The sequence below is a fragment of the Bradyrhizobium sp. LA6.8 genome, from assembly GCF_040547935.1.
GTDB classification, from domain to species: Bacteria; Pseudomonadota; Alphaproteobacteria; order Rhizobiales; family Xanthobacteraceae; genus Bradyrhizobium; species Bradyrhizobium barranii.
Window position 1 is genome coordinate 727,675 of record NZ_JBEPQQ010000003.1, and the last position, 23,317, is coordinate 750,991.

Annotated in this window: 23 protein-coding genes; 12 read left to right on the forward strand and 11 right to left on the reverse strand. The window is 65.0% G+C overall.

All coding sequences use genetic code 11. The features are described 5' to 3' along the window. Window positions 1-37: 37 nt before the first annotated feature. From rpsI to ABIA90_RS17095, 3 genes are all read right to left on the reverse strand, one after another. A complete protein-coding gene (rpsI, locus tag ABIA90_RS17085) occupies window positions 38-517 on the reverse strand; it encodes a 30S ribosomal protein S9 (RefSeq protein WP_007611021.1) in 480 nt (159 codons plus the stop codon). Window position 518: 1 nt separating this feature from the next. After that, entirely contained in the window at window positions 519-983 is a 465-nt protein-coding gene (rplM, locus tag ABIA90_RS17090) for a 50S ribosomal protein L13 (RefSeq protein WP_008137961.1), read from the reverse strand. A gap of 158 nt (window positions 984-1,141) precedes the next feature. Next, window positions 1,142-1,570: a PaaI family thioesterase gene (locus ABIA90_RS17095; RefSeq protein ID WP_135215987.1), complete on the reverse strand. Its 429-nt coding sequence runs from the start codon at window positions 1,568-1,570 to the stop codon at window positions 1,142-1,144. 86 nt (window positions 1,571-1,656) lie between these two features. Here ABIA90_RS17095 and ABIA90_RS17100 point away from each other — a divergent pair, with 86 nt between their 5' ends. The 4 genes from ABIA90_RS17100 to ABIA90_RS17115 all read left to right on the forward strand — a co-directional run bounded on the left by ABIA90_RS17100 (window position 1,657) and on the right by ABIA90_RS17115 (window position 5,154). Continuing rightward, window positions 1,657-2,481, forward strand: a complete 825-nt coding sequence (locus tag ABIA90_RS17100) for an enoyl-CoA hydratase (protein ID WP_354118004.1) — start codon at window positions 1,657-1,659, stop codon at window positions 2,479-2,481. Between the two features lie 123 nt (window positions 2,482-2,604). Continuing rightward, window positions 2,605-3,189 (forward strand): CoA-binding protein, encoded by a 585-nt coding sequence (locus ABIA90_RS17105; RefSeq protein ID WP_354118003.1) that lies wholly within the window; start codon window positions 2,605-2,607, stop codon window positions 3,187-3,189. 138 nt (window positions 3,190-3,327) lie between these two features. Continuing rightward, entirely contained in the window at window positions 3,328-4,608 is a 1,281-nt protein-coding gene (locus ABIA90_RS17110) for an O-acetylhomoserine aminocarboxypropyltransferase (RefSeq protein WP_354118002.1), read from the forward strand. 201 nt (window positions 4,609-4,809) lie between these two features. Further along, a complete protein-coding gene (locus tag ABIA90_RS17115; RefSeq protein ID WP_063982941.1) occupies window positions 4,810-5,154 on the forward strand; it encodes a hypothetical protein in 345 nt (114 codons plus the stop codon). A 5-nt stretch (window positions 5,155-5,159) separates the two neighbouring features. Here ABIA90_RS17115 and ABIA90_RS17120 read toward each other — a convergent pair whose 3' ends face one another. Then, on the reverse strand, window positions 5,160-6,236 hold the full coding sequence (locus ABIA90_RS17120; RefSeq protein WP_354118001.1) for a COX15/CtaA family protein: 1,077 nt from the start codon (window positions 6,234-6,236) through the stop codon (window positions 5,160-5,162). A 110-nt stretch (window positions 6,237-6,346) separates the two neighbouring features. Between ABIA90_RS17120 and ABIA90_RS17125 the strand changes: the two genes are divergently transcribed. Next, window positions 6,347-6,562, forward strand: a complete 216-nt coding sequence (locus ABIA90_RS17125; RefSeq protein ID WP_014494810.1) for a DUF2842 domain-containing protein — start codon at window positions 6,347-6,349, stop codon at window positions 6,560-6,562. Here ABIA90_RS17125 and ABIA90_RS17130 read toward each other — a convergent pair. Further along, entirely contained in the window at window positions 6,559-7,602 is a 1,044-nt protein-coding gene (locus tag ABIA90_RS17130; protein WP_354118000.1) for a polysaccharide deacetylase family protein, read from the reverse strand. The two genes, ABIA90_RS17125 and ABIA90_RS17130, sit on opposite strands and share 4 nt — an antisense overlap. 112 nt (window positions 7,603-7,714) lie before the next feature. Here ABIA90_RS17130 and ABIA90_RS17135 point away from each other — a divergent pair, with 112 nt between their 5' ends. Next, window positions 7,715-8,896 carry a GNAT family N-acetyltransferase gene (locus ABIA90_RS17135; RefSeq protein WP_354117999.1) on the forward strand — a complete coding sequence of 394 codons (1,182 nt, stop codon included), beginning with the start codon at window positions 7,715-7,717 and terminating at the stop codon, window positions 8,894-8,896. Between the two features lie 195 nt (window positions 8,897-9,091). Here the strand turns inward: ABIA90_RS17135 and ABIA90_RS17140 are convergent, their stop codons facing one another. Then, the gene (locus ABIA90_RS17140) at window positions 9,092-11,374 is read right to left on the reverse strand and encodes a GumC family protein (RefSeq protein ID WP_354117998.1); all 2,283 of its coding nucleotides are present in this window, start codon (window positions 11,372-11,374) and stop codon (window positions 9,092-9,094) included. 201 nt (window positions 11,375-11,575) lie between these two features. Here ABIA90_RS17140 and ABIA90_RS17145 point away from each other — a divergent pair, with 201 nt between their 5' ends. The 3 genes from ABIA90_RS17145 (at window position 11,576) to ABIA90_RS17155 (ending at window position 15,801) form a co-directional block, all read left to right on the forward strand. Further along, entirely contained in the window at window positions 11,576-12,709 is a 1,134-nt protein-coding gene (locus ABIA90_RS17145) for a glycosyltransferase family 4 protein (RefSeq protein ID WP_166097027.1), read from the forward strand. Window positions 12,710-12,829: 120 nt separating this feature from the next. Then, window positions 12,830-14,380, forward strand: a complete 1,551-nt coding sequence (locus ABIA90_RS17150) for an undecaprenyl-phosphate glucose phosphotransferase (protein ID WP_247302022.1) — start codon at window positions 12,830-12,832, stop codon at window positions 14,378-14,380. A gap of 164 nt (window positions 14,381-14,544) precedes the next feature. Beyond that, complete coding sequence (locus ABIA90_RS17155) at window positions 14,545-15,801, forward strand: O-antigen ligase family protein (protein ID WP_354117997.1); 1,257 nt, start codon at window positions 14,545-14,547, stop codon at window positions 15,799-15,801. Here the strand turns inward: ABIA90_RS17155 and ABIA90_RS17160 are convergent. Next, on the reverse strand, window positions 15,770-16,246 hold the full coding sequence (locus tag ABIA90_RS17160) for a MarR family winged helix-turn-helix transcriptional regulator (RefSeq protein ID WP_166105847.1): 477 nt from the start codon (window positions 16,244-16,246) through the stop codon (window positions 15,770-15,772). The two genes, ABIA90_RS17155 and ABIA90_RS17160, sit on opposite strands and share 32 nt — an antisense overlap. A gap of 147 nt (window positions 16,247-16,393) precedes the next feature. Here ABIA90_RS17160 and ABIA90_RS17165 point away from each other — a divergent pair, with 147 nt between their 5' ends. After that, window positions 16,394-17,590, forward strand: a complete 1,197-nt coding sequence (locus ABIA90_RS17165) for an FAD-dependent monooxygenase (protein ID WP_354117996.1) — start codon at window positions 16,394-16,396, stop codon at window positions 17,588-17,590. A 140-nt stretch (window positions 17,591-17,730) separates the two neighbouring features. On the opposite strand, the gene ABIA90_RS17170 is transcribed toward ABIA90_RS17165, so the two are convergent. From ABIA90_RS17170 to ABIA90_RS17185, 4 genes are read right to left on the reverse strand one after another with little or no spacing between them, the layout of a single operon-like run. Then, window positions 17,731-18,906 (reverse strand): saccharopine dehydrogenase family protein, encoded by a 1,176-nt coding sequence (locus ABIA90_RS17170; protein ID WP_354117995.1) that lies wholly within the window; start codon window positions 18,904-18,906, stop codon window positions 17,731-17,733. A gap of 28 nt (window positions 18,907-18,934) precedes the next feature. Then, window positions 18,935-20,113, reverse strand: a complete 1,179-nt coding sequence (locus ABIA90_RS17175; RefSeq protein WP_354117994.1) for a saccharopine dehydrogenase family protein — start codon at window positions 20,111-20,113, stop codon at window positions 18,935-18,937. 9 nt (window positions 20,114-20,122) lie between these two features. Beyond that, window positions 20,123-20,905 carry a DUF169 domain-containing protein gene (locus tag ABIA90_RS17180; protein ID WP_166342045.1) on the reverse strand — a complete coding sequence of 261 codons (783 nt, stop codon included), beginning with the start codon at window positions 20,903-20,905 and terminating at the stop codon, window positions 20,123-20,125. 60 nt (window positions 20,906-20,965) lie between these two features. Continuing rightward, on the reverse strand, window positions 20,966-21,682 hold the full coding sequence (locus ABIA90_RS17185) for a YdcF family protein (RefSeq protein ID WP_354117993.1): 717 nt from the start codon (window positions 21,680-21,682) through the stop codon (window positions 20,966-20,968). Window positions 21,683-21,914: 232 nt separating this feature from the next. Here ABIA90_RS17185 and ABIA90_RS17190 point away from each other — a divergent pair, with 232 nt between their 5' ends. Next, entirely contained in the window at window positions 21,915-22,856 is a 942-nt protein-coding gene (locus tag ABIA90_RS17190) for an acetamidase/formamidase family protein (RefSeq protein WP_354117992.1), read from the forward strand. A 200-nt stretch (window positions 22,857-23,056) separates the two neighbouring features. Continuing rightward, complete coding sequence (locus ABIA90_RS17195) at window positions 23,057-23,254, forward strand: hypothetical protein (RefSeq protein ID WP_007603456.1); 198 nt, start codon at window positions 23,057-23,059, stop codon at window positions 23,252-23,254. Window positions 23,255-23,317 lie beyond the last annotated feature (63 nt).

Here is a 23,317-nt window from a genome sequence, read left to right on the forward strand (position 1 = left end):
ATTGAAGCCGCTTTCGCGGCGAATGTGACCGAAGCGATTAACGCTTCGAGAACTGGAAGGACCGGCGGGCCTTGGCCTTGCCGTACTTCTTGCGCTCCACCACGCGGGAGTCGCGGGTGAGGAAGCCGCCCTTCTTGAGGACGGTGCGCAGCTCCGGCTCGAAATAGGTGAGCGCCTTGGAGATGCCGTGACGGACCGCACCGGCCTGGCCGGACAGACCGCCGCCGGCGACGGTGCAGATCACGTCGTACTGGCCGGAACGCGCGGCCACCGAGAACGGCTGCTCGATCATCATGCGCAGCACGGGACGGGCGAAATAGACCTCGACCTCGCGCGAATTGACCGTGACCTTGCCGGCGCCCGGCTTGATCCAGACGCGGGCGACCGCGTCCTTGCGCTTGCCGGTGGCGTAGGCGCGGTTGAACTTGTCGACCTTCTTCTCGTGCTTGGGCGCGTCGGGCGCCGCCGCGGTCTTGAGCTGCGAGAGCTGGTCGAGCGACTGGATGGATTCGGCCATGTTATGCGGCCCTCGTGTTCTTGCGGTTCAACTTGGCGATGTCGATCTTCTCGGGCGTCTGGGCCTCGTGCGGATGATCGGCGCCGCCATAGACGCGGAGGTTGCCCATCTGGACGCGACCGAGCGGACCACGCGGGATCATGCGCTCGACGGCCTTCTCGAGCACGCGCTCGGGATGCTTGCCCTCGAGGATCTGGCGCGCGGTGCGCTCCTTGACGTGGCCGACGTAACCGGTGTGCTTGTAGTAGGTCTTCTGCTCGCGCTTGCGACCGGTGAGGACCGCATGCTGCGCGTTGATGATGATGACGTTGTCGCCGCAATCAACGTGCGGGGTGTAGGTCGGGAGGTGCTTGCCGCGCAGGCGCATGGCGACGATGGTGGCGAGACGGCCGACGACCAGACCCTTGGCGTCGATCAGTACCCACTTCTTCGTCACCTCAGCCGGCTTTGCCGAAAAGGTTTTCATATCGGAGTTTCCGTGGACGGGAGATATCGGCGCGAACACCGCGCCGGACTGGGCGGTTTTCTAGAGAAGAGACGCGCAACGGTCAATGCCCCAGAGCGGGAATTACAATAGCAAAATCAATATCTTAAAATTATGGTGCTATATTACCTGCGAAAAGCTCAAACATTTGGAATGGAATAGGTCGAGGTGACATGAGCGATCGGATCGGGCGACGTGCCGGACAGCAGCTTCACCTCGCCGACCGCCAGGCGCTTGCCGAGCTTGAGCAGCCGCGCCTCCGCCAGCACGTCCTGGCCGGGCAGGCCCTTGCGCAGGAAGTTGATGTTGAGATTGGTGGTGACCGCGAGCCCGATCGGCCCGATCGCGGACAGCAGCACCACGTACATCGCGAAATCGGCCAGTGCCATCAGCGTCGGGCCGGACACGGTTCCACCCGGCCGCAGCATCCTTTCGCTGTAGCGCTGGCGCAAAAGGCAGGTCTGGCCGTCGGCGCTCTCGATCGTGATGTCATCGCCGCTGAAGGCCTGGGGAAACTCGTCACGGAGAAACTGCTCGACCTCCGCCACGCTCATTTTCGCTAACGCCATGCTTCGCCTCACCCTCGCTTCACGTCCCCTGTTACATTAAGTTATCTGCGTCATCCAATTGCAAGAATCCAACCGGGAACGCTTCGATGTCCGCCCAGGCCGCCCGCGCCCCCTCCCCGCAACCGTCGATGCTGTTGCGCGAGACCATAGGCCCCATCGCGGTCCTGACGCTGAACCGTCCGGCCGCGCGCAACAGCCTGTCGCAGGCGATGATCGCAAGCCTGCATGCCGAGCTCAATGAGATCCGCGACGACAAGGCGGTCCGCGGCGTGGTGATCGCCGCCAACGGCCCCGCCTTCTCCGCCGGCCACGACATGAAGGAGCTGACCGCGCGCCGCACTGACCCGGATCGCGGCCGCGCCTTCTTTGCCGAGATGATGACCGCCTGCAGCGCGGTGATGCAGGCGGTCGTGCATTTGCCGAAGCCCGTGGTCGCGGCCGTCCAGGGCATTGCGACCGCGGCCGGCTGCCAGCTCGTGGCAAGCTGCGATCTCGCGATCGCCTCGGAAGCGGCGAGCTTCGCCACGCCGGGCGTCGATATCGGCCTGTTCTGCTCCACGCCGATGGTGGCGCTGTCGCGGAACGTGCCGCGCAAGCAGGCGATGGAAATGCTGCTGACCGGCGAGCCGATCGCGGCCACGCGCGCCCGCGAGATCGGGCTCATCAACCGCGTGGTCGCGGCCGGCACCGAGCGCGAGGCCGCAATTGCCCTCGCCGAACAGGTCGCGCTGAAGTCGGCCTACACCGTCAAGCTCGGCAAGGAGGCGTTCTATCGCCAGGCCGAGATGAGCCTTGCGGACGCCTATCGCTATGCGGCAGAGGTGATGACCGAGAACATGATGGCGCGCGACGCCGAGGAAGGCATCGGCGCGTTCATCGAGAAGCGCACGCCGACATGGCGGGATGAATAGTCAACTCCTCATCCTGAGGAGCCGCGGAACGCGGCGTCTCGAAGGATGGAGGCCCGACTGTGGCCTCATGGTTCGAGACGCGCGGGCCGCGCTCCTCACCATGAGGGTCAGAGAAAGAAAAAGATGAACCACGACGCCTATCCCGACAATTACATCCGCGGCATCCTCAACAGCGTGAAGTCGATCGCGATGGTCGGCGCCTCGCCCGTCAATGTGCGGCCGAGCTATTTTGCGTTCAAATATCTGGCGCAGCGCGGCTATGACATGATCCCGGTCAATCCCGGCCATGTCGGCAAGGATCTGCTCGGAAAGCCGTTTGTCGCCTCGCTCTCCGACATCGGCCGCCCCGTCGACATGATCGACATCTTTCGCAACTCCAGCCACATCATGCCCGTGGTCGAGGAGGCCATGACGCTCGATCCGCTGCCGAAGGTGATCTGGATGCAGCTCGGCGCGCGTGACGACGCGGCAGCGGCGAAAGCGGAATCGGTCGGTATCAAGGTCGTGATGAACCGCTGCCCGAAGATCGAATATGGCCGCTTGTCGTCGGAGATCTCCTGGATGGGCGTCAATTCACGCACGCTGAGCTCCAAACGGCCGCCGGCGCCGACGCAAGGCATGCGGCTATCCCTCAATCGGATGAGTGTCGGCGGCGGCGATACCGCGGCATCGGATCGCGCCGCAAAAAACAAGAACGAACAAAGCTGACGCAATCGCGAAGGATTCATTTCGCTCACGCGACAACGCGTAGCACGATCGCTCCGATGTGACGCGGCGCCTTGACGGCGGGCGCGTCGCCGATCAGCATGCCGCGCGATTTCAGATCACAAGAACAGGACGCCCTCAATGAGCGATCGCCTTCCGGGATTTTCAACCCTCGCCGTGCATGCCGGTGCACAACCCGATCCCACCACCGGTGCGCGCGCGACCCCGATTTATCAAACCACCTCTTTCGTCTTCAACGACGCCGACCACGCCGCCTCGCTGTTCGGCCTGCAGGCATTCGGCAACATCTATACCCGCATCGGCAATCCCACCAACGCGGTGCTGGAAGAGCGTGTTGCCGCACTCGAAGGCGGCACCGCCGCGCTTGCGGTCGCCTCGGGCCACGCCGCACAGGTCGTGGTGCTGCAGCAATTGCTCCAGCCCGGCGACGAATTCATCGCCGCGCGCAAGCTCTATGGCGGCTCGATCAACCAGTTCTCGCATGCGTTCAAGAGCTTCGGCTGGAACGTGGTGTGGGCGGATTCCGATGACATCGCAAGCTTCGAGCGCGCGGTGACGCCGCGCACGAAGGCCATCTTCATCGAGTCCATTGCCAATCCCGGCGGCAGCATCACCGACATCGAGGCGATCTCGACGGTGGCGCGCAAGGCGGGCGTGCCGCTGATCGTCGACAACACGCTGGCCTCGCCCTACCTGATCCGCCCGATCGACCATGGCGCCGACATCGTCGTGCACTCGCTGACGAAATTCCTGGGCGGCCACGGCAATTCGCTCGGCGGCATCATCGTCGATGCCGGCACGTTCGACTGGTCCACCGGCGGCAAATATCCGATGCTGTCGGAGCCGCGGCCCGAATATCACGGCATCCGTCTCCAGGAGACCTTTGGCAATTTCGCTTTCGCGATCGCCTGCCGCGTGCTGGGCCTGCGCGATCTCGGACCCGCGCTGTCGCCGTTCAACGCCTTCATGATCCTGACCGGCATCGAGACGCTGCCGCTGCGCATGCAGAAGCACTGCGACAACGCCAAGGCCGTCGCCGAATTCCTCGCCGGCCATCCGGCGGTGGCCTCGGTGAGCTATGCGGGCTTGGCAAGCGACAAGTACAACCAGCTTGCACGCAAATACGCGCCGAAGGGCGCAGGCGCCGTGTTCACGTTCAGCCTGAAGGGCGGCTATGACGCCGGCGTCAGCCTGGTGTCGAAGCTGCAGCTGTTCTCGCACCTGGCCAATGTCGGCGACACCCGCTCGCTGGTCATCCACCCCGCCTCGACGACGCACAGCCAGCTCGACGACGCCGCCAAGGTGAAGTCCGGCGCCGGCCCCGACGTGGTGCGGCTCTCGATCGGCATCGAGAACAAGGAAGATCTGATCGCAGATCTGGAGCAGGCGCTGGGCGCGTAATTGCCATCGTCATTCCGGGATGGTCCGAAGGACCAGACCCGGAATCTCGAGATTCTCAGGTGCGCATTGCGCACCTGAGTTCGGTCCTGCCGGACCGCCCCGGAATGACGGCGGCCGTTTTGGCCGCAGTCAGTTAACAGTCATTAACCATATCTGCCGCATACATCGTCCTTGGATCGCCCCTTTGATTCGGAGCCGACGATGCTGCGCTGGATGGTACCTGCCCTTGCCGCCATGCTGACGGTCTCAGCTGCCGTTGCCGCCGATCTGCCGGCCACAGCGAGACGGCGCGCTGCCGTGCCGCCGCAGGACCCGCCACAGGTCTATGTCGAGACCGATCCGGATGCGCTGATCTCGCCGGCCTATGGCATCGGCAGCTACATCCGCAACCTGCCGGGCACGCCGCTCCTGCCCGGCTCCAGCACCTTGCCGGGCTATTATGGCCGGCCCTGGAGCTACGATTATCAGGGCCCGTACTACGGCGGACCACAGGTCGGCTATTTCTGGCGCCTGCCCTACGCCTGCGGCGTCTACGGCTATTGCTGACCTGATCAGCCGGCCTGACCGACCGGAACCGCGCGCGGCTGCGCCTGTGCAGATTGTCGCGAGGCCAGCCGCTCCACCTGCATCACTGCAAGCGCGAGCACCACGATCGCAACCGCTTGGTGCGAAAGCGCGAGATCGATCGGCACCTGGTTGAGCAGCGTGAGGATCCCGAGCACAGCCTGCAGGCTGACCGCGGCGAACAGGCAGAGCGCACCGCCGGCCGCCGCGCGCGAGCGCACCGCATCGAACGCGTGCAGCGCCGCCAGCACGAACAGCGCATAGGCCGTCATGCGGTGCTCGAACTGCACCGTCAGCACGTTGTCGAACATGTTGCGCCACCACGGCGTCTCGAACCAGAGCCGGTCGCCCGCGGGAATGAACGCGCCGTCGATCTGCGGCCAAGTGTTGTAGGCACGCCCGGCGCGCAGACCCGCGACCAGCGCACCGAAATAGATCTGGACGAAGGTCACTATGAGCAGCAGCACGCTCGTGAATTTCAGCCGCGCGGGCGCAATGATCTGCGGACGCTCGGCGAGCCGCCGCACCGTCCAGACGATGCCGGCGAAGATCAGGAGCGCGAGCACCAGATGCGTCGCCAGTCGATATTGCGAGACCTCGACACGTTCCGTCAGGCCCGAGGCCACCATCCACCAGCCGACGGCGCCCTGGAGTCCGCCAAGCGCGAACAGCAGCCACAACCGCCGCTTCAACTCACCCGACAGGCCGCCGCGCCACAGGAAGAACAGGAACGGCAGCAGATAGGCCACGCCGATGAAACGGCCGAGCAGCCGATGGCTCCATTCCCACCAGAAAATCTCCTTGAACTCGGACAGGCTCATGCCCGCATTGAGCTCGCGATATTGCGGAATTCTCTTGTAGGCCTCGAAGGCCTCGGTCCACTGCGCCTCCGACAGCGGCGGCACGCTGCCCGTGACCGGCTTCCATTCGACGATCGACAGGCCGGATTCCGTCAGCCGCGTCGCGCCGCCGACCAGCACCATCAGCGCGATGAGGGCGGCCACGGAAATCAGCCACCAGCGCACGGCGCGATGCGGGTTGTTCGGAGCGAAAATCATCGTCATTTCAAGGGCAAAACCAAGCCTTGTTGCAAAGAGACTTGAACCGGACTGCGTGCCCCTTATAGTCCCCCGCTCCCGCAGCGCAAGTTACGCGAAGGCCGCAGCATTCCGCCATGACGATCCGCACCCGCAAGTTCCTCGGCGCCATCCTGCTCCTGGTGCTGGCCACTGTTTGGGCCCTGCTCGGCATGGCGCTGGCGCAGATGCCGTGGATCGCCGAGTCCGGCTGGCGGCAGGCGATCTACTACGTGGTGGTCGGCATGGGCTGGGTGCTGCCGGCGATGCCGATCGTGAGCTGGATGCAGCGGCCGGATCGCGTCAAATCTTAATTCGTAACGCTGCCGGTCGGTTTCACCGGCGCGAAGGCAACACCGGACACCAGCACGCGCAGCATGCGCAGTGATTGCGTCCGGCCGTCCCAGGAAATCCGTGGCAGTGCGCGCAGATTGGTGCGCCCCTCCGCGTCCACGATGCCCGGGATGGTCGAGACGGCGCTGGCAAAGCCGGCCTCCTCCGCCATGACGACATGGCTGCGCCGGAAAGACGAGCGATCGCCGAACGGAAAGGCCAGATGCCTGATCTCGCGATCGAAGGCCGCTTCCGCGACCGCCTTGCCCATCGTCATCTCGCGCAACGCGGCGGCGTCCTTCATGTTGGCGAGAACGGGATAGTTCACCGTCGCGCTGCCGACCGTGACCAGCGGATCCGCCGCAAGCTTTGCCAGATCCTCCCAATCCATCGACGCTTCGCGCGAGAGCGCGGCGAGGTCGACCCGGTAGCGCGTGCAGAGATCGGCGATCGCAGCCGACACATCCGCCGGCGGCAACGAACGCAGCCAGCTCTCGACGAACGAAAACAGCGCCTGCTTCTCGGCGTTGCCTGTGACGGTGAAACGCTGCTCCTTCTCGCCCATCATCAGGTTGATGCGGCTCTCGCGCGCGATCATCCGCTCGAGCCCGAGCCACCAGGCCTCTCCGACTCCATCGGGAAACGCGGTGGGCACATAGATCGTGAACGGCACGGCGTGGCGCGCCAGCACCGGATAGGCGAAGCTGATCAGGTCCTTGTTGGCGCCGTCGAAGGTCAGCGCCACGAAGCGCCGCTTCTCCGGCAGCGTCACCGCGCGGCGGCAGACATCGTCCATGCCAAGGAAGTCATATCCCCACCGCTTCAGCTCGCCAACGGCGCGATCGAGGAATTGCGGACTGATCTCGCTTTCACGCAGCGGCTGAAACGCGCCGCGCCGCCGCGGCCGCACGTGCTGAAACCGCAGGATCGCGCCGGCGCCGCGGCTGCGCAGCACAGCCTGACCGGTGAACCAGGCCAGCTCGAGCCGCAACCGCTCCAGCCATCTGTCGTCGGATGCCAATATCCCACCTTCGCGTTCGCCTGATTGTCATTACCCTTTGTTGACATTTCTTTGCAAAGGTCGGGCACAGGCCGAAATACGCAAATTTTTCGTTTCTCGACAGGTTTCGTGAATGACCATGGCTGCGGCGATGCAAAGCCGGACGGCAGAATCGCCAGCGCGGTCGAAAGCGAACCGTATCGCGCATGTCGATATCGTCAGCGATCTGGCCGAGGCCGAGACGGTCTGGCGCGCGTTCGAGGAGAGCGGCCACCTCTTCACGCCCTACCAGCGCTTCGACCTGCTCAGCCCATGGCAACGGCTGGTCGGCAGCCACGAAGGCGCCAGTCCCTTCATCGTCATTGCCCGCGACGCCGAGCGCCAGCCGCTCCTGCTGCTGCCGCTCTCGCTGCGGCAAGGCCACGGCGTGCGCACGGCCTGCTTCATGGGCGGCAAGCACACCACCTTCAACATGGGCCTGTGGAACGCCGAGTTCGCCGCCGAGGTCGCCATCGCCGATCTCGACGCGCTGCTTGCGCCGATGCGGGAGCATGCCGACGTGCTCGCGCTGACGCAGCAGCCGCTGCGCTGGCACGACCAGCACAACCCGTTCGCGCAGCTGCCGCGGCAGAGTGCGATCAACGGCTGCCCTCTCCTGGCGATGGAGCCGGGCGGGCCGCCCGCATCGCGGATCAGCAACTCCTTTCGCCGCCGCCTCAAGAGCAAGGAAAAGAAGCTCCAGGCGCTTGCCGGCTATCGTTATCACCTCGCCACCACGGATGCGGACGTCACCCGCCTGCTCGACTGGTTCTTCCGGGTCAAGCCGGCGCGGATGGCCGAACAGAAACTGCCCAACGTCTTTGCCGAGCCCGGCGTCGAAGCGTTCATCCGCAGCGCATGCCTGTCGCCGCGCGGCGAAGGCCGCGTCATCGACATCCATGCGCTCGAGTGCGACGACGAGGTGATCGCGATCTTCGCCGGCGTCGCCGACGGCCAGCGCTTCTCGATGATGTTCAACACCTACACGATGTCCGAGCACGCCCGCTACAGCCCCGGGTTGATCCTGATGCGCTACATCATCGACCGCTACGCCGAACGCGGCTACCGCTCGCTCGATCTCGGCATCGGCTCGGACGATTACAAGCGCATGTTCTGCAAGGACGACGACGACATTTTCGACAGCTTCGTGCCCCTGACCGCGCGCGGAAAACTCGCGGCGATGGCGATGTCCTCGCTGAGCCACGGCAAACGGCTGGTGAAGCAGAACCAGATGTTGTTCGATCTGGCGCGACGGCTGCGGCAGGCGTTCGGGTAGGCGTCACAGCCTCTGGTCTCGTAGGGTGGGCAAAGCGAAGCGTGCCCACCACGTCTCCCGCAATCGTTGAAAGGTGGTGGGCACGGCGCAAATGCGCCTTTGCCCACCCTACGATTCCGAGCTCGTGGAGAAAGACCACTCACCCGGCTTCGCTTTCGCGAAGCCACCCTCTCCCGCAGGGGCAGAGGGCGAGAATTACGCCGCCACCACGCGCGGCGTTTCCACAGCATCCGACGGCTGCACCGGCTTGCTCAGCATCGTCACCTCGCTGAAGCCGACCGCCTTCAGCTGCTCGCACATCAGCGTGCGGGCATCGGCGGCCATCGAGGCATCGGGCACCACGACGGCGCGGGCATGCGCCGTCAAGAGTTCCGCTGGGAGGTCCGAGGCGCTGCCGGCGTCCACCAGCACGTGGTCGTAGGCGCGGAGCAGCGCATCGATCGCGAGCGTCACCCGCGGCGATTGCAGCAGGCTGCGGTCGAAGCCGGGACGGCCGGCCATGACCAGATGCAGCCGCGAGAGCTTGTCGCGGGTGATGATTTGCGCGAACGACGCCTCGCCCTGCATCAGCTCGGCAAGGCCGGGAGCCGAAGCATCGACGGACACCGCGGCGATGGTCGGCGAGGATGCGGCGAGATCGACCACAACGACGCGCGCATCGCGCGCCAGGTGCCGGGCCAGCGTCAGCGTCGACAGCGTGATGGCTTCGCCGGCCGCGGTGCCGAGCACCGTGACCTTCTTCGCCGCCGGTCCCGCAGCTCGCAGGCTGTCGGCCAGATGCTCGATCTCGGCGAATTCAGTGACGTCGGCATCGGCCGTCATCTCGGGCTGAAGCGGCGCAAGGTCTTCCACAACCGGATCGAGCATCGGCTCGGCCACCGGCTGGACGACCGGCTGGACTACCGGCTCTTGGCGCACCGGCGCCTGCGTTTGCGCCGGCGTGAACACCGCCACCGCACGCGGCGCGGTCTGGCGCAGCAGCTCGCCGGTGACGACGACGCCGGACGAGAGCAGCAGCGTCGCGATCGTCGCGATCAGCACGATCGGCAGCTTCTTCGGATAGGCCGGCGTATTCGAGACGATGGCGCGCGAGATGATGCGGCCCTCGGCCGGCGCGGTATCGATGCTCTCGCGGGTGCTGGCCTCGCGATACTTCCCAAGATACGTCTCGAGCAGGTCGCGCTGGGCCTTGGCTTCGCGCTCCAGCGCGCGGAGCTGGACGTCCTGACCGTTGGTCGAGGTCGCCTGCTTCTTGAGCTGGTCGAGGCTCGCCGTCAGGCCGTCGACCCGGCCACCGGCGATCCGCGCATCGCTTTCGAGCGAGCGCGAGATCTTGGCCGCCTCGTCGCGAATTTGGTTGTCGAGGTCGCCAAGCTGCGCCTTCAGCTCCTTGATCCGCGGGTGATTGCCGAGCAGCGTGGACGATTGTTCGGCAAGCTGCGCCCGCAACGTCACCCGCTGCTCGGACAGCCGCCGCATCAGTTCGGAATTCACCACCTCGGACGCTTCGATCGGCTTGCCGCTCTGGAGCATCTCTTTGATCAGCCGCGCCCTGGATTCAGCATCCGCCCTCATCGAGCGCGCGTTGTTGAGCTGGGTATTGACCTCGCCCATCTGCTGGTTCGAGAGCGTGGTGTTGTTGGTGCCGACGAACAGCGACGACTTGGAACGGAAGTCCTCGACCTTGGCTTCGGCGTCGGAGACTTTCTTGCGCAGATTTTCGATTTCGCCCGAAAGCCACTGGCTGGCGCTGCGGGCCTGGTCCTGGCGCGCATTCTGCTGGAGCACGAGATAGCCGTCGGCGATCGAATTGGCGACGCGCGCGGCAAGGTCGGGATCGGCGGACTGGAATTCGACCACGATCACGCGCGACTTGTCGACGGCGTAGGCCTGGAGCCGCTCGTAATAGGCATCCAGCACCCGCTCTTCCGGCGTCATCGAGAACGGATCGCGGCCGATGCCGATCAGCGCCGCGAGCGACTTCAGCGGCGAAATGCCTTGCAGCACCGGATCGAATTCGGGGCGTTCCGCGAGCTTGTTCTTCCTGATGATCTCGCGCGCGAGATCGCGCGACAGCACGAGCTGCACCTGGCTGGTCACCGCCTCGGGATCGAGCGACTGCCGCTCTTCGGTGCTACGGTCGCTGCTCGGCCGCAAGAACACGTTCTCGCGGCCGTCGATCAGGATGCGGGATTCCGACTTGTAACGCGGGGTGACGAGATTGACGGCGGCGATCGATGCGACGAGCGCGAGCACCGTCGGCACGATGATCCAGCCGCGCTTGCGGGCGAGCACCGCGCCGAGCGCGTGCAAATCGATGTCGCCGGATTCGGCTTGTGCCTGCTTCGCAGCAACGGGCGCAGGCTTTGCCTCAATCTCGGGCGCGGCTTCGATCGATTTGGCTTCGGCTTTGGGCTTCGAAATAGCCCGCTCGACCACCGCCTTGTCCTTGCCGGCACGCCAGAACGCTAAACGCATCGAACACTCCCGCAGGGCAACGCTGCGACTCTACCTCAACCGAGGCGATTACACTCCATTAAGGTTGCTGCTGGGTTAATCGCGCCCTGCCGCGACCGGCGCGCACCGCGCCGACACCGTTTGTTAACCACGAGGGCTCTTAATCCATCTCGATATTTCGAGAATTGTTCGAGCATTCGCCGTCGAGCGCTGGTTCTGATCATGCCCCCCTCTCCCGACCGGCCGCTCCGCATCCTGCACGCCGTGCGCGCTCCCGTGGGCGGCATCTTCCGCCACATCCTCGATCTCGCCAACGGTCAGGTCGATCGCGGCCATCACGTCGGGATTCTTGCCGACAGCCTCACCGGCGGTGAGCGCGCGGACAAGGCGCTGGCCGAGCTCGCGCCGCGGCTGAAGCTCGGCGTGCACCGGCTGGCGATCCGCCGCGAACCGTCACCGGACGATTTTCTGGTGTGGCTGCGGATGCGGCGCCTGATCGCCGCGCTCAAACCCGACGTCACGCACGGCCACGGAGCCAAGGCCGGCGCCTTCGTCCGCATGCGGAGGCGATCCAACGACGCCATCCGCATCTACACCCCGCATGGCGGCTCGCTGCACTATCCCCTCAACACCTTCAAGGGCGAGTTTTACGCGCGGCTCGAACGCACGCTGATGGACGCGACGGACCTGTTCCTGTTCGAGAGCGCGTTTGCCCGCGACACCTATCAGCGCATCGTCGGCACGCCCAAGGGCGTGGTGCATTGTGTCTTCAATGGCGTGACGCCGGAAGAATTCGAGCCTGTTAGCATCGCCGACGATGCCACCGATCTCGCTTATGTCGGCGAGTTCAGGCACATCAAGGGCGCGGATTTGCTGGTCGATGCGGTGGCGCGCCTGCACGAGGGCGGCAAGAAGGTCACGCTCACGCTCGGCGGCGACGGCGAGGAGACGGCGGCGCTGAAAGCGCAGGTCGACAAGCTCGGTCTCTCCAGCGCCATCCGCTTCATCGGTCACGTCAAGGCGCGCTACGGCTTCTCCAAGGGGCGGCTGCTGGTCGTGCCCTCGCGCGGCGATTCAATGCCGTACGTCGTTATCGAGGCTGGAGCTGCCGGCATTCCCATGATCGCGGCCCGCGTCGGCGGCATCCCCGAGATTTTTGGGCATGACAGCCCGGCGCTGTTTGCGCCGAGCAACGCCGAGGCCATGGCCGAAGCGATCGCGGCCGCACTCGACGATCCGCAAGGAACCGCGCAGCGTGCGGTCGCCTTGCGCGAGCGCATCTCCGCGCATTTCTCCCAGCAGGCGATGGTTGACGGCGTGCTCGCGGGTTATCGCGACGCATTTGCCAATCATTAACCATCCTTAAGACCGCTTTAGAGAATCTTCCGATTTGTCCGATAATCGACGTGCCAGGGGATGCTCGCCCGGGGCGCAACGCTGCGACCCGCGGGTTTTTTGGAATGGACGTGGACGCCCGTGGAACCGCTCAACGCACGCTCGATGCTCGACGCCGCCACAAGCGCCGCGGCGAAGCCGGCTGACCAGCCGTTTGTGGAGCGCCGTCGCCGGCTCTCGCCCGCCGCGCTCGAAGTCGTCAACCAGAAGGTCGCCCGCGCCTATTCGCCGATCGTGATCACCGGCTTCGTCCGCCTGGCCGATTTCGCGCTGCTCAGCCTCGTCGGCATCGCGCTCTATGTCGGCTATGTCATGCCGCTCGCCGGCTCCTTCAGCTGGGTTTATCCCGCGCAGATCATCGCCGTCGCGGTCGCCGCCGTGGTCTGCTTCCAGGCCGCCGACATCTATCAGGTGCAACTGTTCCGCGGTCAGCTCCGGCAGATGACGCGGATGATCTCCTCCTGGTCGTTCGTCTTCCTGCTGTTCATCGGCGTATCCTTCTTCGCCAAGTTCGGCAGCGAAATGTCGCGGCTGTGGCTTGCCGCCTTCTACTTCCTCGGGCTCGCCGCGCTCATCTCCCAACGTCTGGTGCTGCGCTCGCTGGTGCGCGCCTGGGCACGCCAGGGCCGGCTCGACCGCCGCACCATCGTCGTCGGCTCCGACAGCAACGGCGAGCAACTGGTCGAGGCGCTGAATGCCCAGGAGGATTCCGACATCCACGTGCTCGGCGTGTTCGACGACCGCAACGACAGTCGCGCGCTCGACACCTGCGCCGGCGCGCGCAAGCTCGGCAAGGTCGACGACATCGTCGAATTCGCCCGCCGCACCCGGGTCGATCTCGTGCTGTTCGCGCTGCCGATCTCGGCGGAGACGCGCATCCTGGAGATGTTGAAGAAGCTCTGGGTGCTGCCTGTCGACATCCGGCTCTCCGCGCACACCAACAAGCTGCGTTTCCGTCCCCGCTCCTATTCCTACCTCGGCGAGGTGCCGACGCTCGACGTGTTCGAGGCGCCGATCACCGACTGGGACCTGGTGATGAAGTGGCTGTTCGACCGCATCGTCGGTGGCCTCGCGCTGCTCGCAGCCCTGCCGGTGATGGGACTGGTGGCGCTGGCGGTGAAGCTCGATAGCCCCGGACCGGCGCTGTTTCGTCAGAAGCGCTTCGGTTTCAACAACGAGCGCATCGACGTCTACAAATTCCGCTCGATGTACCACCATCAGGCCGACCCGACCGCCTCCAAGGTCGTGACCAAAAACGATCCGCGCGTCACCCGCGTCGGCCGCTTCATCCGCAAGACCAGCCTCGACGAGCTGCCGCAGCTCTTCAACGTGGTGTTCTCAGGCAATTTGTCCCTGGTCGGCCCGCGTCCGCATGCGGTCCAGGGCAAGCTCCAGAGTCGCCTTTTCGACGAAGCCGTCGACGGCTATTTCGCTCGTCACCGCGTCAAGCCCGGCATCACCGGCTGGGCCCAGATCAACGGCTGGCGCGGCGAGATCGACAATGAAGAGAAGATCCAGAAGCGCGTCGAATTCGACCTCTACTACATCGAGAACTGGTCGGTGCTGTTCGACCTCGTCATTCTCCTGAAGACGCCGGTCTCGCTGCTGACCAAGAACGAGAACGCGTATTGAGTTTTGTCGTACCCGAGCCTCACTGTCATCGCCCGGCTTGACCGGGCGATCCAGTAATCGCCGGCAGTAGAAACTGCCACGAACGGCTCGGAGTACTGGATGCCCCGCTTTCGCGGGGCATGACGTCGGAAGTTGTGTGCGTGTACGAGTAGCGTGAGCATGTGATGGCGTATGCGGCAACAGCCGGGGAGATGAATGCAGCGGTTCGCGCTGCGCCCGGCGTGCTGGCCATCCAGCGCGCGCTGGTGTGGCTGGCCGGCGCCTCCGGAGCCATCGTCTTCATCGAGCCGAGCCCCTACGAGATCGTGACGCTGCTGGCCGCGGTCACCTTCTTCGCGACCGGCCTGCGCCTGCGGCTCGTGCTGATGCTGCTGATCCTGATGCTGGTCCTGCTCAATGTCGGCTACACGATCAGCGCGGTCCCGCTGTTCGAACAGTCCGAGGTGGCGAGCTGGATTGCGACCTCCTGGTACATGGCGGTCACCGTCGTGTTCTTCGCGATGGTCACCTCGGAAGACACCGCGGCCCGGCTCGACATGCTCCGCCGCGGCCTCGTGGTCGGCGCGATGGTCGCCTCGCTGTCGGCGGTCGCCGGCTACTTCCATCTGGTTCCCGGCGGAGACGATCTCCTCACACTCTACGGGCGCGCGCGCGGCACGTTCAAGGATCCGAACGTGCTCGGCGCCTTCCTGATCCTGCCGGCGCTATTCGCGCTCCAGAGCGTGGTCTCCGACAAGTTTGCCAAGGCGTTCCGCAACGTCATCGCCTTCGGCATCATGTCGCTGGCGATCCTGCTCGCGTTCTCCCGCGCCGCCTGGGGCGGATTGGTGCTGACCTCCGCCTTCATGCTGGCGCTGATGGTGCTGACCAGCCGCACCAACGCGCAGCGCTCGCGCATCGTCGTCATGGCGATCGTTGCCGCGGTGCTGGGCCTCGCGCTGATCGCGGTGCTGCTGTCATTCGATTCCACCGCCGAGATGTTCAAGCAGCGCGCAAGCTTCGACCAAAGCTATGACGAAGGCCGCTTCGGCCGGTTCGGCCGGCACATCCTCGGCGCGGAGATGGCGCTCGACCTGCCATTCGGCATCGGCCCCCTGCAATTCCACCGCTACTTCCCCGAGGACACCCACAACTCCTATCTCAACGCCTTCATGTCCGGCGGCTGGCTCTCCGGCGTGTGCTATCCCGCGCTGGTCTTCACCACCGTGATCATGGGTATCAGGCACATCTTCGTCCGTGTGCCCTGGCAGCGCGCTTATCTCGCGATCTTCTCCGCCTTCGTCGGCACCGTCGGCGAGAGCTTTGTGATCGACACCGACCACTGGCGGCACTTCTGGATGATGCTGGGCGCGATGTGGGGCATGATCGCGGCTGCGCAGGCTTACAAGATCAAGTCTCGCGACGAAGCTTCTTCAACTTGAGATCGGGACGCTTTTCCGGCGGCGTATCGAGAAGTCCCTTCAGCGCCTCGGTTGCAGCGAGCACGCCCTTGTAGCCCTCGGTCGCGAAGCGCAGCAGCAGGCGCAGCTCTTCGTCGGAATAGGCGCCAAACACCTTCTCCATCGCCTGCTGCATCGGCACATAGAGCTGGCCGATCTTCATCGCAGTCTCCGGCACGACGGAAATGAAGACCTTGCGGCGGTCTTGCTCGTCCCGCTCGCGGCGCACCAGCCCGGCCTTCTCGAGCCGGTCTACCACGCCGGTGATGGCACCCGTCGTCAGCCCCGTGACCTCGGCGAGCCGGCCCGCGGTAACGCGGCCCTCCAGATAGAGAATGTCCATGCATTCGAGGTCGGAATTGGCAATTCCGGCAACGTTCGCAACCGTTTGGCCATAGAGCACGCCCTGCGCGGACGACCGCCGCATCGCCTCCTCGAGCTCCTGCAACAGCGCCGCGCGCGCCTTCGTCCTTGACAAGGCCGACCTCATATCTTAGTCGATATATATCTTAGCTACTAAGAGATTTAGCAACCGTAATTCCTCCTAGCACCACGGAAACGTCGGGAGCAAGCCATGTCCAACCGTCCCCGCAAGGCCCTGATCATCGGCGCCGGTATCGCCGGGCCCGTCACCGCGATCCTGCTGCGCCGCGCCGGCATCGAATCCGCAATCTACGAAGCCTGGCCCTATTCGAAGGGCATCGGCGGCGGCCTCCAGATCGCACCGAACGGCATGCATGTGCTGGACGAGATCGGGCTCGCGAACGAGCTGATCAGCCGCGGCTCGATCGCGGAATCCTTCGACTTCTATTCGCAGAGCGGCGAACGGCTCGGTTCGATCAACCGCGACATGGTGCGGCGCTTCGGCCAGCCGGCCGTCAATGTCTGCCGCGCCACGCTGAACGAAATCCTGATCGACAAGGCCTGGTGCGCCTGTGTCTCGCTCTATTTCGAGAAGCGCCTGATCAAGATCGAGGACCGCGGCGACCAGCCGATCATCGCCTACTTCTCCGACGGCACCACGGCAGAAGGCGACTTCCTGATCGGCGCCGACGGCGTGCACTCGGTCGTGCGCCGCCAGGTCGTGCCGGACGGTCCGCAACCGTTCGACACCGGGCTGATCGGGTTCGGCGGCTTCGTGCCGCACGCCGTCCTCGATGGAAGGCAGATCCGCCGGCACGTCGAGACCACGTTCGGCAAGAGCGGCTCCTTCGGTTACGGCTATTGCAGCCCGGATCCGAACGACGGCGTGATGTGGTGGAGCACGCAGCCCGCGCACGGCATGGACGCGGCGATGTTCCGCGCGCTCGACCACGCGACGCTGAAACAGCATCTGCGCGGCTTCCATCACGGCTGGCACGATCCGATCCCCGACATCATCGACGCGGCCGAGAACATCGTGGTCACCGACACGCTCGACGTCGCGACCTTGCCGACCTGGTCGCGCAAGCGCTCGCTGCTGATCGGCGATGCCGCGCATGCGACCAGCCCTCACGCGGGCCAGGGCGCTTCGCTCGCGCTCGAGGATGCGATGCGGCTCGCGCGGCTGATGCAGGAGGGCCAGGAGCTCGGCGCCACCTTCCAGGCCTTCGAGGCCGAACGGCGGCCGCGCACCGAGAAGATCGTCGCGATGGCGCGCCGCAACGGCAACAGCAAGCGCGAGTTCAGCGCCACCGGCGCATGGGTCCGCAATCAGATGATGAAATGGCTATTGCCGCTGGGATCGAAGAGCATGGAGTTCATGTACGCGTATGATGCGCGGGCGGCGTAGCGGCAATCTCACTGTCATCGCCCGCGAAGGCGGGCGATCCAGTACGCCGCGGCCTCTCGATTCAACAACACTGTCTCTGGAATACTGGGTCGCCCGGTCAAGCCGGGCGACGACACCGTCATTTAGGCACGCAAAAGCGCCTATCTCTCCACCTCAAACCTCAGCCCGGCGTGATCGACCAGCCGCTTGATCAGCTTGTGCTGCATCGCTGCGCCCGGCGTCCAGAGACCGGCCGGGACATCAGGCGTGTCGCGCAGCAGGCAGATCGCGCATTCGGAAACCATCTTCGCCGTTGAGGCATAGCCGGGATCGAGATCGCCCTTCACCGCCGCGCGAACCTGACGGCCGTCGGGCGCGATCGCGACATAGAGCACGTCGTAATGACCGTTATCGCGCTCTTCCTTCGACGGCCCCTCGCCGGGCTTGAGCGCTTTGGGGCCGGTCTTTTCGCTATTGGCGGCCATGACGAGCTTCGCGTTGGCCTGCCCTTCGTCCCCCGTCCCCGTCAGCACCATCTCGTCGTAGACGAAATCCCGGCCATACGGGAATCCCATCAGCATGTTGGAGCGATGGACGTTGCGCGTGTTCAGCGTCGCCATAGCAAACGGGGCGGACCAGGATTGCAGGTCTTCCTCGAAAACGGGCTTGTTGCCGCGCGGCTGTTTCGGCCCCTCGAAGCCGGGCGTGAATGCGAAGGGGTCCTTGAGGATCGACACCAGGCTGAGATCCTGCGCGACTGCTTCGAAGGTGACCCTCGCGCTCGCCGAGGTGCCGCCGGAGAACTTCCAACTGAGGTCGCGGACGCGCCCCTTGACGCGCGGCGCCGGCGCTCCGAACACGCGACGGGCTTCCTCCTGCACGAAGAACGCACCGAGCTCGAACGGGATGGAATCGAAGCCGCAGGAGAACATGATGCGCGCGCCGCTCGCCTTCGCCGCCGCGTCATGCCTGTCGATCATCTGCTTCAGCCAGATCGGCTCGCCGCAGAGATCCATGTAGTCGGTGCCCGACGCGACGCAGGCGGCGAGCAGATCGGAACCATAAAGCTGGTAGGGACCGACCGTTGTGACCACCAGCTTCGCCTGATCGACCATCGCGCGCAACGACGCAGGATCGGCCGCGTCCGCCACGATTAGCGGCGTGTCAGCGGGTGCGCCGATCGCATCGCGAACGGAGGCGAGCTTGTCCCTGCTGCGCCCGGCCATCGCCCATGTCGGCGCGCCGTCACCGGCGTAGCTTGCAGCGAGATATTCGGCGACGAGCTGGCCGGTGTATCCGGTCGCGCCGTAGACGACGATGTCGAACTTCGCGGACACGGATCACGCTTCCCTGAGGCCGTGGGCCTTACGCTTCCACCTCGAACGTCAGCCCGGCATTGTCCCGCAGCCGCTTGATCAGCTTGTGCTGCATCGCCGCGCCCGGCGTCCAGAATCCGGCCGGGACGTCTGTCACATCGCGCAACAGGCACATTGCGCATTCGGAGATCATCTTCGAGGTCGAGCCGTAGCCGGGATCGCGGTCGCCGGTGACGCCGGCGCGAACCATGCGGCCGTCGGGCGCGATCGCGACATAGAGCAGGTCGAAGCGACCGTTCTCCCGCTCTTCCTTCGACGGCCCCTCGCCCGGCTTCGGCGCGTTCGGACCGGTCTTCTCGGCGTTGGCGGCCACCACGCGCTGCGCGTTGGCTTCGCCCTTCTCGCCGGGACCCGTCAGAACCATCTCGTCGTAGACGAAGTCCTGGCCGTAGGGAAAGCCCATCAGCATGTTGGAGCGGTGGACATTGCGCGTGTTGATCAGTGCCATCATGAACGGCGCGGCCCAGGATTGCAGGTCCTCCTCGAGCAGCGACCTGTTGCCCTTCGGCTGCTTCGGGCCGGTGAAGCCCGGCGTCAACGCGAACGGATCGTTCAGGATCGCGATCAGGCTGATGTCCTTTGCGACCGCATCGAAGGTCGCCTTCGCGCTCGCCGCGGTGCCGCCCGAGAGCGTGCCGCGCATGTCACGCACGCGACCTTTCACACGCGAGGCCGGAGCGCCGAACACGCGCTTGGCCTCTTCCTGAACGACAAACGCGCCGAGCTCGAACGGCACGGAGTCGAAGCCGCAGGAAAACACGATACGCGCGCCGCTCTCTTTGGCGGCCGCCTCGTATTTGTCGATCATCTGTCGCATCCAGATCGGTTCGCCGCAGAGATCGAAATAATCGGTGCCGGTGGCGACGCAGGCCGCGAGCAGTTCCTCGCCATAGAGCTGATACGGGCCGACGGTGGTGATCACCGACATCGTCTGCTCCGCCATCGCCTTCAGCGAGGCCGCGTCCGCCGCATCCGCGACGATTAGCGGCGTATTCCCGGGCGCGCCGATCGCGTCGCGTACCGACTTGAGCTTGCCGAGGCTACGGCCTGCCATCGCCCATTTGAGCGCGTGGTCGCCCTTGTAATGCTGAGTCAGATATTCGGCGACGAGCTGGCCGGTGAAGCCGGTCGCACCGTAGACGACGATGTCGAATTTCGCTGAGCTCATGGTCGACCTTTATTTCTTCGCGTAACTCACGCCCATGCCGGCGCGGACGTCGCTTTGAATCCCATAGGGCGGAATCGGATAGCGCAGGCCGTTCTTGGCCAGCGCCTTCATGCCCTCGATCGCCTTGGCAAGATGCGAGGGCTTCAAGGCCATCAGCATCTCCTCGTCCGGCACGCCGCCATAGCGCCGTTCGGCATAGCATGGCAAGGACAGGCTGGGCTCGCCGGTTTTCAGCGCCCGCCCCCAGGAATCCGCGCAGGCGGTCTCACCGACCACCCCCCATTCGAACTTCTTGTAGCCGGTATATTGCAGCCCGTTGATCAGGATGATCATCTGCCCCGGCGTTGCATAGACCAGGCAGATGTCGGGCGGATCGAGCCGCCCGCTCGCGAGCGGACTGACCGCAAGCGCCTGATACTGCCCGAACGGAACCACGTCCAGCGCCTCCTGGCGCTTGCGCGCGTCCTCCGCGGTACCGTGCCAGACCCCGACATAGTTTTCGCCGGCGAGCCATTTTTCGTCCTGCGGCGCAAGCCCGATCACGGCGCGACACTGCGCACCGACAAGATCGTCGGCGGTGATACCGACCGTCCAGCCCAGACGTGCAGCCATGCTGACGATCTGGTCGGTGGTGTGGACCGCGTTCGGCCGCCGGATTTTCGGGATCGCCTCCATGTCGGCGGCGCTCGCGAACAGCTTCATGCCGATCACCGTCGTCTTCAGCCGCAGCAGGCTGTTGAGGTCGGCGACGAGGCCGGCAAGATCGATCCTGTCTGCGCTCTGCTGCTGCATGGCGTCCTCCCGACCGGCGATCGCGCGCCGGTACTCTGTTCTTGTTTTGCGACTCCCGTTTTAGTCCTTGCCCGGTCCCGGAAGCAACTCGCCGGTCCGCCCCGTGATGCGATACGCCAAAAGGCCGATCCATTCGCGCACGGCGACGTCGGTCTTGCCGAGACCATCCGCCCCATTGCGGGTGAAGGCGAAGAGCCCGTCGCGCCCGCCCATCCGCCAATCCACCGGATAGGCTTCGACATCAAATCCAGCCTTGCGGAAAATCCCCATCGCGCGCGGCATGTGGAAAGCCGACGTGACCAAAAGCCAGCGTTCGCCCGGCTTCGGCGTCACCAGCTGCTTTGTGAAGATCGCGTTCTCCCAGGTGTTGCGGGAGTCGCGCTCGAGGATCAGACGCTCCTTCGGTATGCCCAGGCTTTCCAGGATCGGCGCGGTATAGTCGGCCTCCCTCGCCTCCGTCGCGACCAGGTTCGGCGAGCCGCCGGTGAAGACGATACGCGCGTTCGGATAGCGCCGCGCGAGCTCGGCCGGCGCCAGCATGCGATCGGCCGCGTGCGCAACCACGGGCGTGCGATGCGCCGCCGACAGATCGGTGTCGATCGAGCCGCCGAGCACGATGATGCCGTCGGGGGCGCCCCGCGACGGGTCCCACGCCGGGAAACGCGACTCCAGCGGATAGAGCAGAAGATTGCCGATCGGCGAGAACGCGACCAGCGCCAGCAGCACCAGCGTGGTCACCGCGAGCTTGCGGCCGACCGCAGCAAACCGCGTCGCCATCAGCAGCAGCGACAGGATTCCGAGCTCGATCAGGAGATTGATCGGCAGCAGAGCGGTGCCGAGGGTCTTGGAAAGAACGAAATACAGGGGAGCCTCGCTGGAATGATCGTGCCGGGCTTGACCGGCCCGTCCATCTTCAGAAATCTTCTTGAAAGAGGATCGATCGCCGGGTCAAGCCCGGGCATAACAGGTTCTCATGACGAGTTCTGATGAAACCGATTGGACGCGGCCAATGACCCATCACCACCTGCATTCAAGCCCCGAGACCTGCCATTGGGGCTTCTTCGAAGCCGCGCTCAAACCCGTCCTCACCGTCAAAAGCGGCGATGAGGTGACGGTCGACACCATCAGCGGCGGGCCCGACATGCTGCCCGACCGCACCAAATTTCACATTCCGCCGGAGATGTTCGAGGTTCACGCCAAAAACGAGCGCATGCTGCCCGGCCACATCCTCACCGGTCCGATCGCGGTCGAGGGAGCCGAGCCCGGCGACGTGCTGACGGTCGAGATCCTCGACGTCCAGCTCCGGCAGGATTGGGGCTGGAACATGATCAAGCCGCTGTCCGGCACCCTGCCCGACGATTTCCACGAAACGCGCATCCTGAACATTCCGCTCGACCGGTCGCGGATGGTCGGCCGCATGCCCTGGGGCCTCGATCTACCGCTCAAGCCGTTCTTCGGCGTGATGGGCGTCTCGCCGCCGCCGGCCTGGGGCCGCATCTCCTCGCTCGTGCCGCGCGCGATGGGCGGCAATCTCGACAACAAGGAGCTCGGGGCCGGTGCGACGCTCTTTTTGCCGGTGTTCGTCCCGGGCGCGATGTTCTCCTGCGGCGACGGCCATGGTGTGCAGGGCGACGGCGAGGTCTGCGTCACCGCGATCGAGACCGCGCTCCAGGGCCGCTTCCGCCTGACGCTGCGCAAGGATCTCAGGTTCGACTATCCGCGCGCCGAAACGGCGACGCATTACATGACCATGGCCATGGACCCCGACCTCGACCAGTGTGCGGTGCGCGCGCTGCGCGACATGATCGTGCTGCTCGGCGAGACGCGAAACCTGTCGCGCGAGGACGCCTACACGCTGTGCAGCCTGGCCGCCGACCTGCGGGTGACGCAGACCGTCAACGGCTGCAAGGGCATCCATTGCATGATCGAAAAGGCGATCGTGCACGGCTAGCCACACCCGCCTGCCCGGACCCGTCTCCACTCCGCCTCCGCTCGGCATCCCGCGCGGCGCGCGGAGCTGCGCCTGATTTCCCGAGCGATTCCAATGAGCTGAAACACCGGTCTTGCCCGGATTTGACTCCCACCCCTGAACCTAAATAGAGTCTTAATCGTTACTTTTATGTACCCGAGTAAGAGGCTAGCGTTCGGGCCATGGCCACCGAAAAAGCCGAGACTGACCGCATTCCCGTAACCTTGGCGCTCTCGACCATCACCTATCTGGAAAAACTGGTGAGACAGGGCACCCACGGCACCAGCGTTCCCGGCGTCGCACGCACTCTGATCGAGGAAGGCATCCGTCTCGCCATCAAGGACGGCCTTTTGTCGATTCGCGACAACGGCAGAACGTGAGGGCGCGCCGGACGTGAGGCGGACGGATCTCGAGAGGCGGATGGCCGACATCTGCAACCTGGG

Coding starts and splice junctions, on each gene's coding strand:
- ABIA90_RS17135 (WP_354117999.1), top strand. CDS start 7,715: ATGACCATGGCTGCGGCGATGCAAAGCCGGACGGCAGAATCGCCAGCG.
- ABIA90_RS17100 (WP_354118004.1), top strand. CDS start 1,657: ATGTCCGCCCAGGCCGCCCGCGCCCCCTCCCCGCAACCGTCGATGCTG.
- ABIA90_RS17155 (WP_354117997.1), top strand. CDS start 14,545: ATGGCGTATGCGGCAACAGCCGGGGAGATGAATGCAGCGGTTCGCGCT.
- ABIA90_RS17180 (WP_166342045.1), bottom strand. CDS start 20,905: ATGCAGCAGCAGAGCGCAGACAGGATCGATCTTGCCGGCCTCGTCGCC.
- ABIA90_RS17175 (WP_354117994.1), bottom strand. CDS start 20,113: ATGAGCTCAGCGAAATTCGACATCGTCGTCTACGGTGCGACCGGCTTC.
- ABIA90_RS17190 (WP_354117992.1), top strand. CDS start 21,915: ATGACCCATCACCACCTGCATTCAAGCCCCGAGACCTGCCATTGGGGC.
- ABIA90_RS17185 (WP_354117993.1), bottom strand. CDS start 21,682: ATGGCGACGCGGTTTGCTGCGGTCGGCCGCAAGCTCGCGGTGACCACG.
- ABIA90_RS17140 (WP_354117998.1), bottom strand. CDS start 11,374: ATGCGTTTAGCGTTCTGGCGTGCCGGCAAGGACAAGGCGGTGGTCGAG.
- ABIA90_RS17165 (WP_354117996.1), top strand. CDS start 16,394: ATGTCCAACCGTCCCCGCAAGGCCCTGATCATCGGCGCCGGTATCGCC.
- ABIA90_RS17110 (WP_354118002.1), top strand. CDS start 3,328: ATGAGCGATCGCCTTCCGGGATTTTCAACCCTCGCCGTGCATGCCGGT.
- rplM (WP_008137961.1), bottom strand. CDS start 983: ATGAAAACCTTTTCGGCAAAGCCGGCTGAGGTGACGAAGAAGTGGGTA.
- ABIA90_RS17195 (WP_007603456.1), top strand. CDS start 23,057: ATGGCCACCGAAAAAGCCGAGACTGACCGCATTCCCGTAACCTTGGCG.
- ABIA90_RS17115 (WP_063982941.1), top strand. CDS start 4,810: ATGCTGCGCTGGATGGTACCTGCCCTTGCCGCCATGCTGACGGTCTCA.
- ABIA90_RS17160 (WP_166105847.1), bottom strand. CDS start 16,246: ATGCGGCGGTCGTCCGCGCAGGGCGTGCTCTATGGCCAAACGGTTGCG.
- ABIA90_RS17105 (WP_354118003.1), top strand. CDS start 2,605: ATGAACCACGACGCCTATCCCGACAATTACATCCGCGGCATCCTCAAC.
- ABIA90_RS17095 (WP_135215987.1), bottom strand. CDS start 1,570: ATGGCGTTAGCGAAAATGAGCGTGGCGGAGGTCGAGCAGTTTCTCCGT.
- ABIA90_RS17120 (WP_354118001.1), bottom strand. CDS start 6,236: ATGACGATGATTTTCGCTCCGAACAACCCGCATCGCGCCGTGCGCTGG.
- ABIA90_RS17145 (WP_166097027.1), top strand. CDS start 11,576: ATGCCCCCCTCTCCCGACCGGCCGCTCCGCATCCTGCACGCCGTGCGC.
- rpsI (WP_007611021.1), bottom strand. CDS start 517: ATGGCCGAATCCATCCAGTCGCTCGACCAGCTCTCGCAGCTCAAGACC.
- ABIA90_RS17125 (WP_014494810.1), top strand. CDS start 6,347: ATGACGATCCGCACCCGCAAGTTCCTCGGCGCCATCCTGCTCCTGGTG.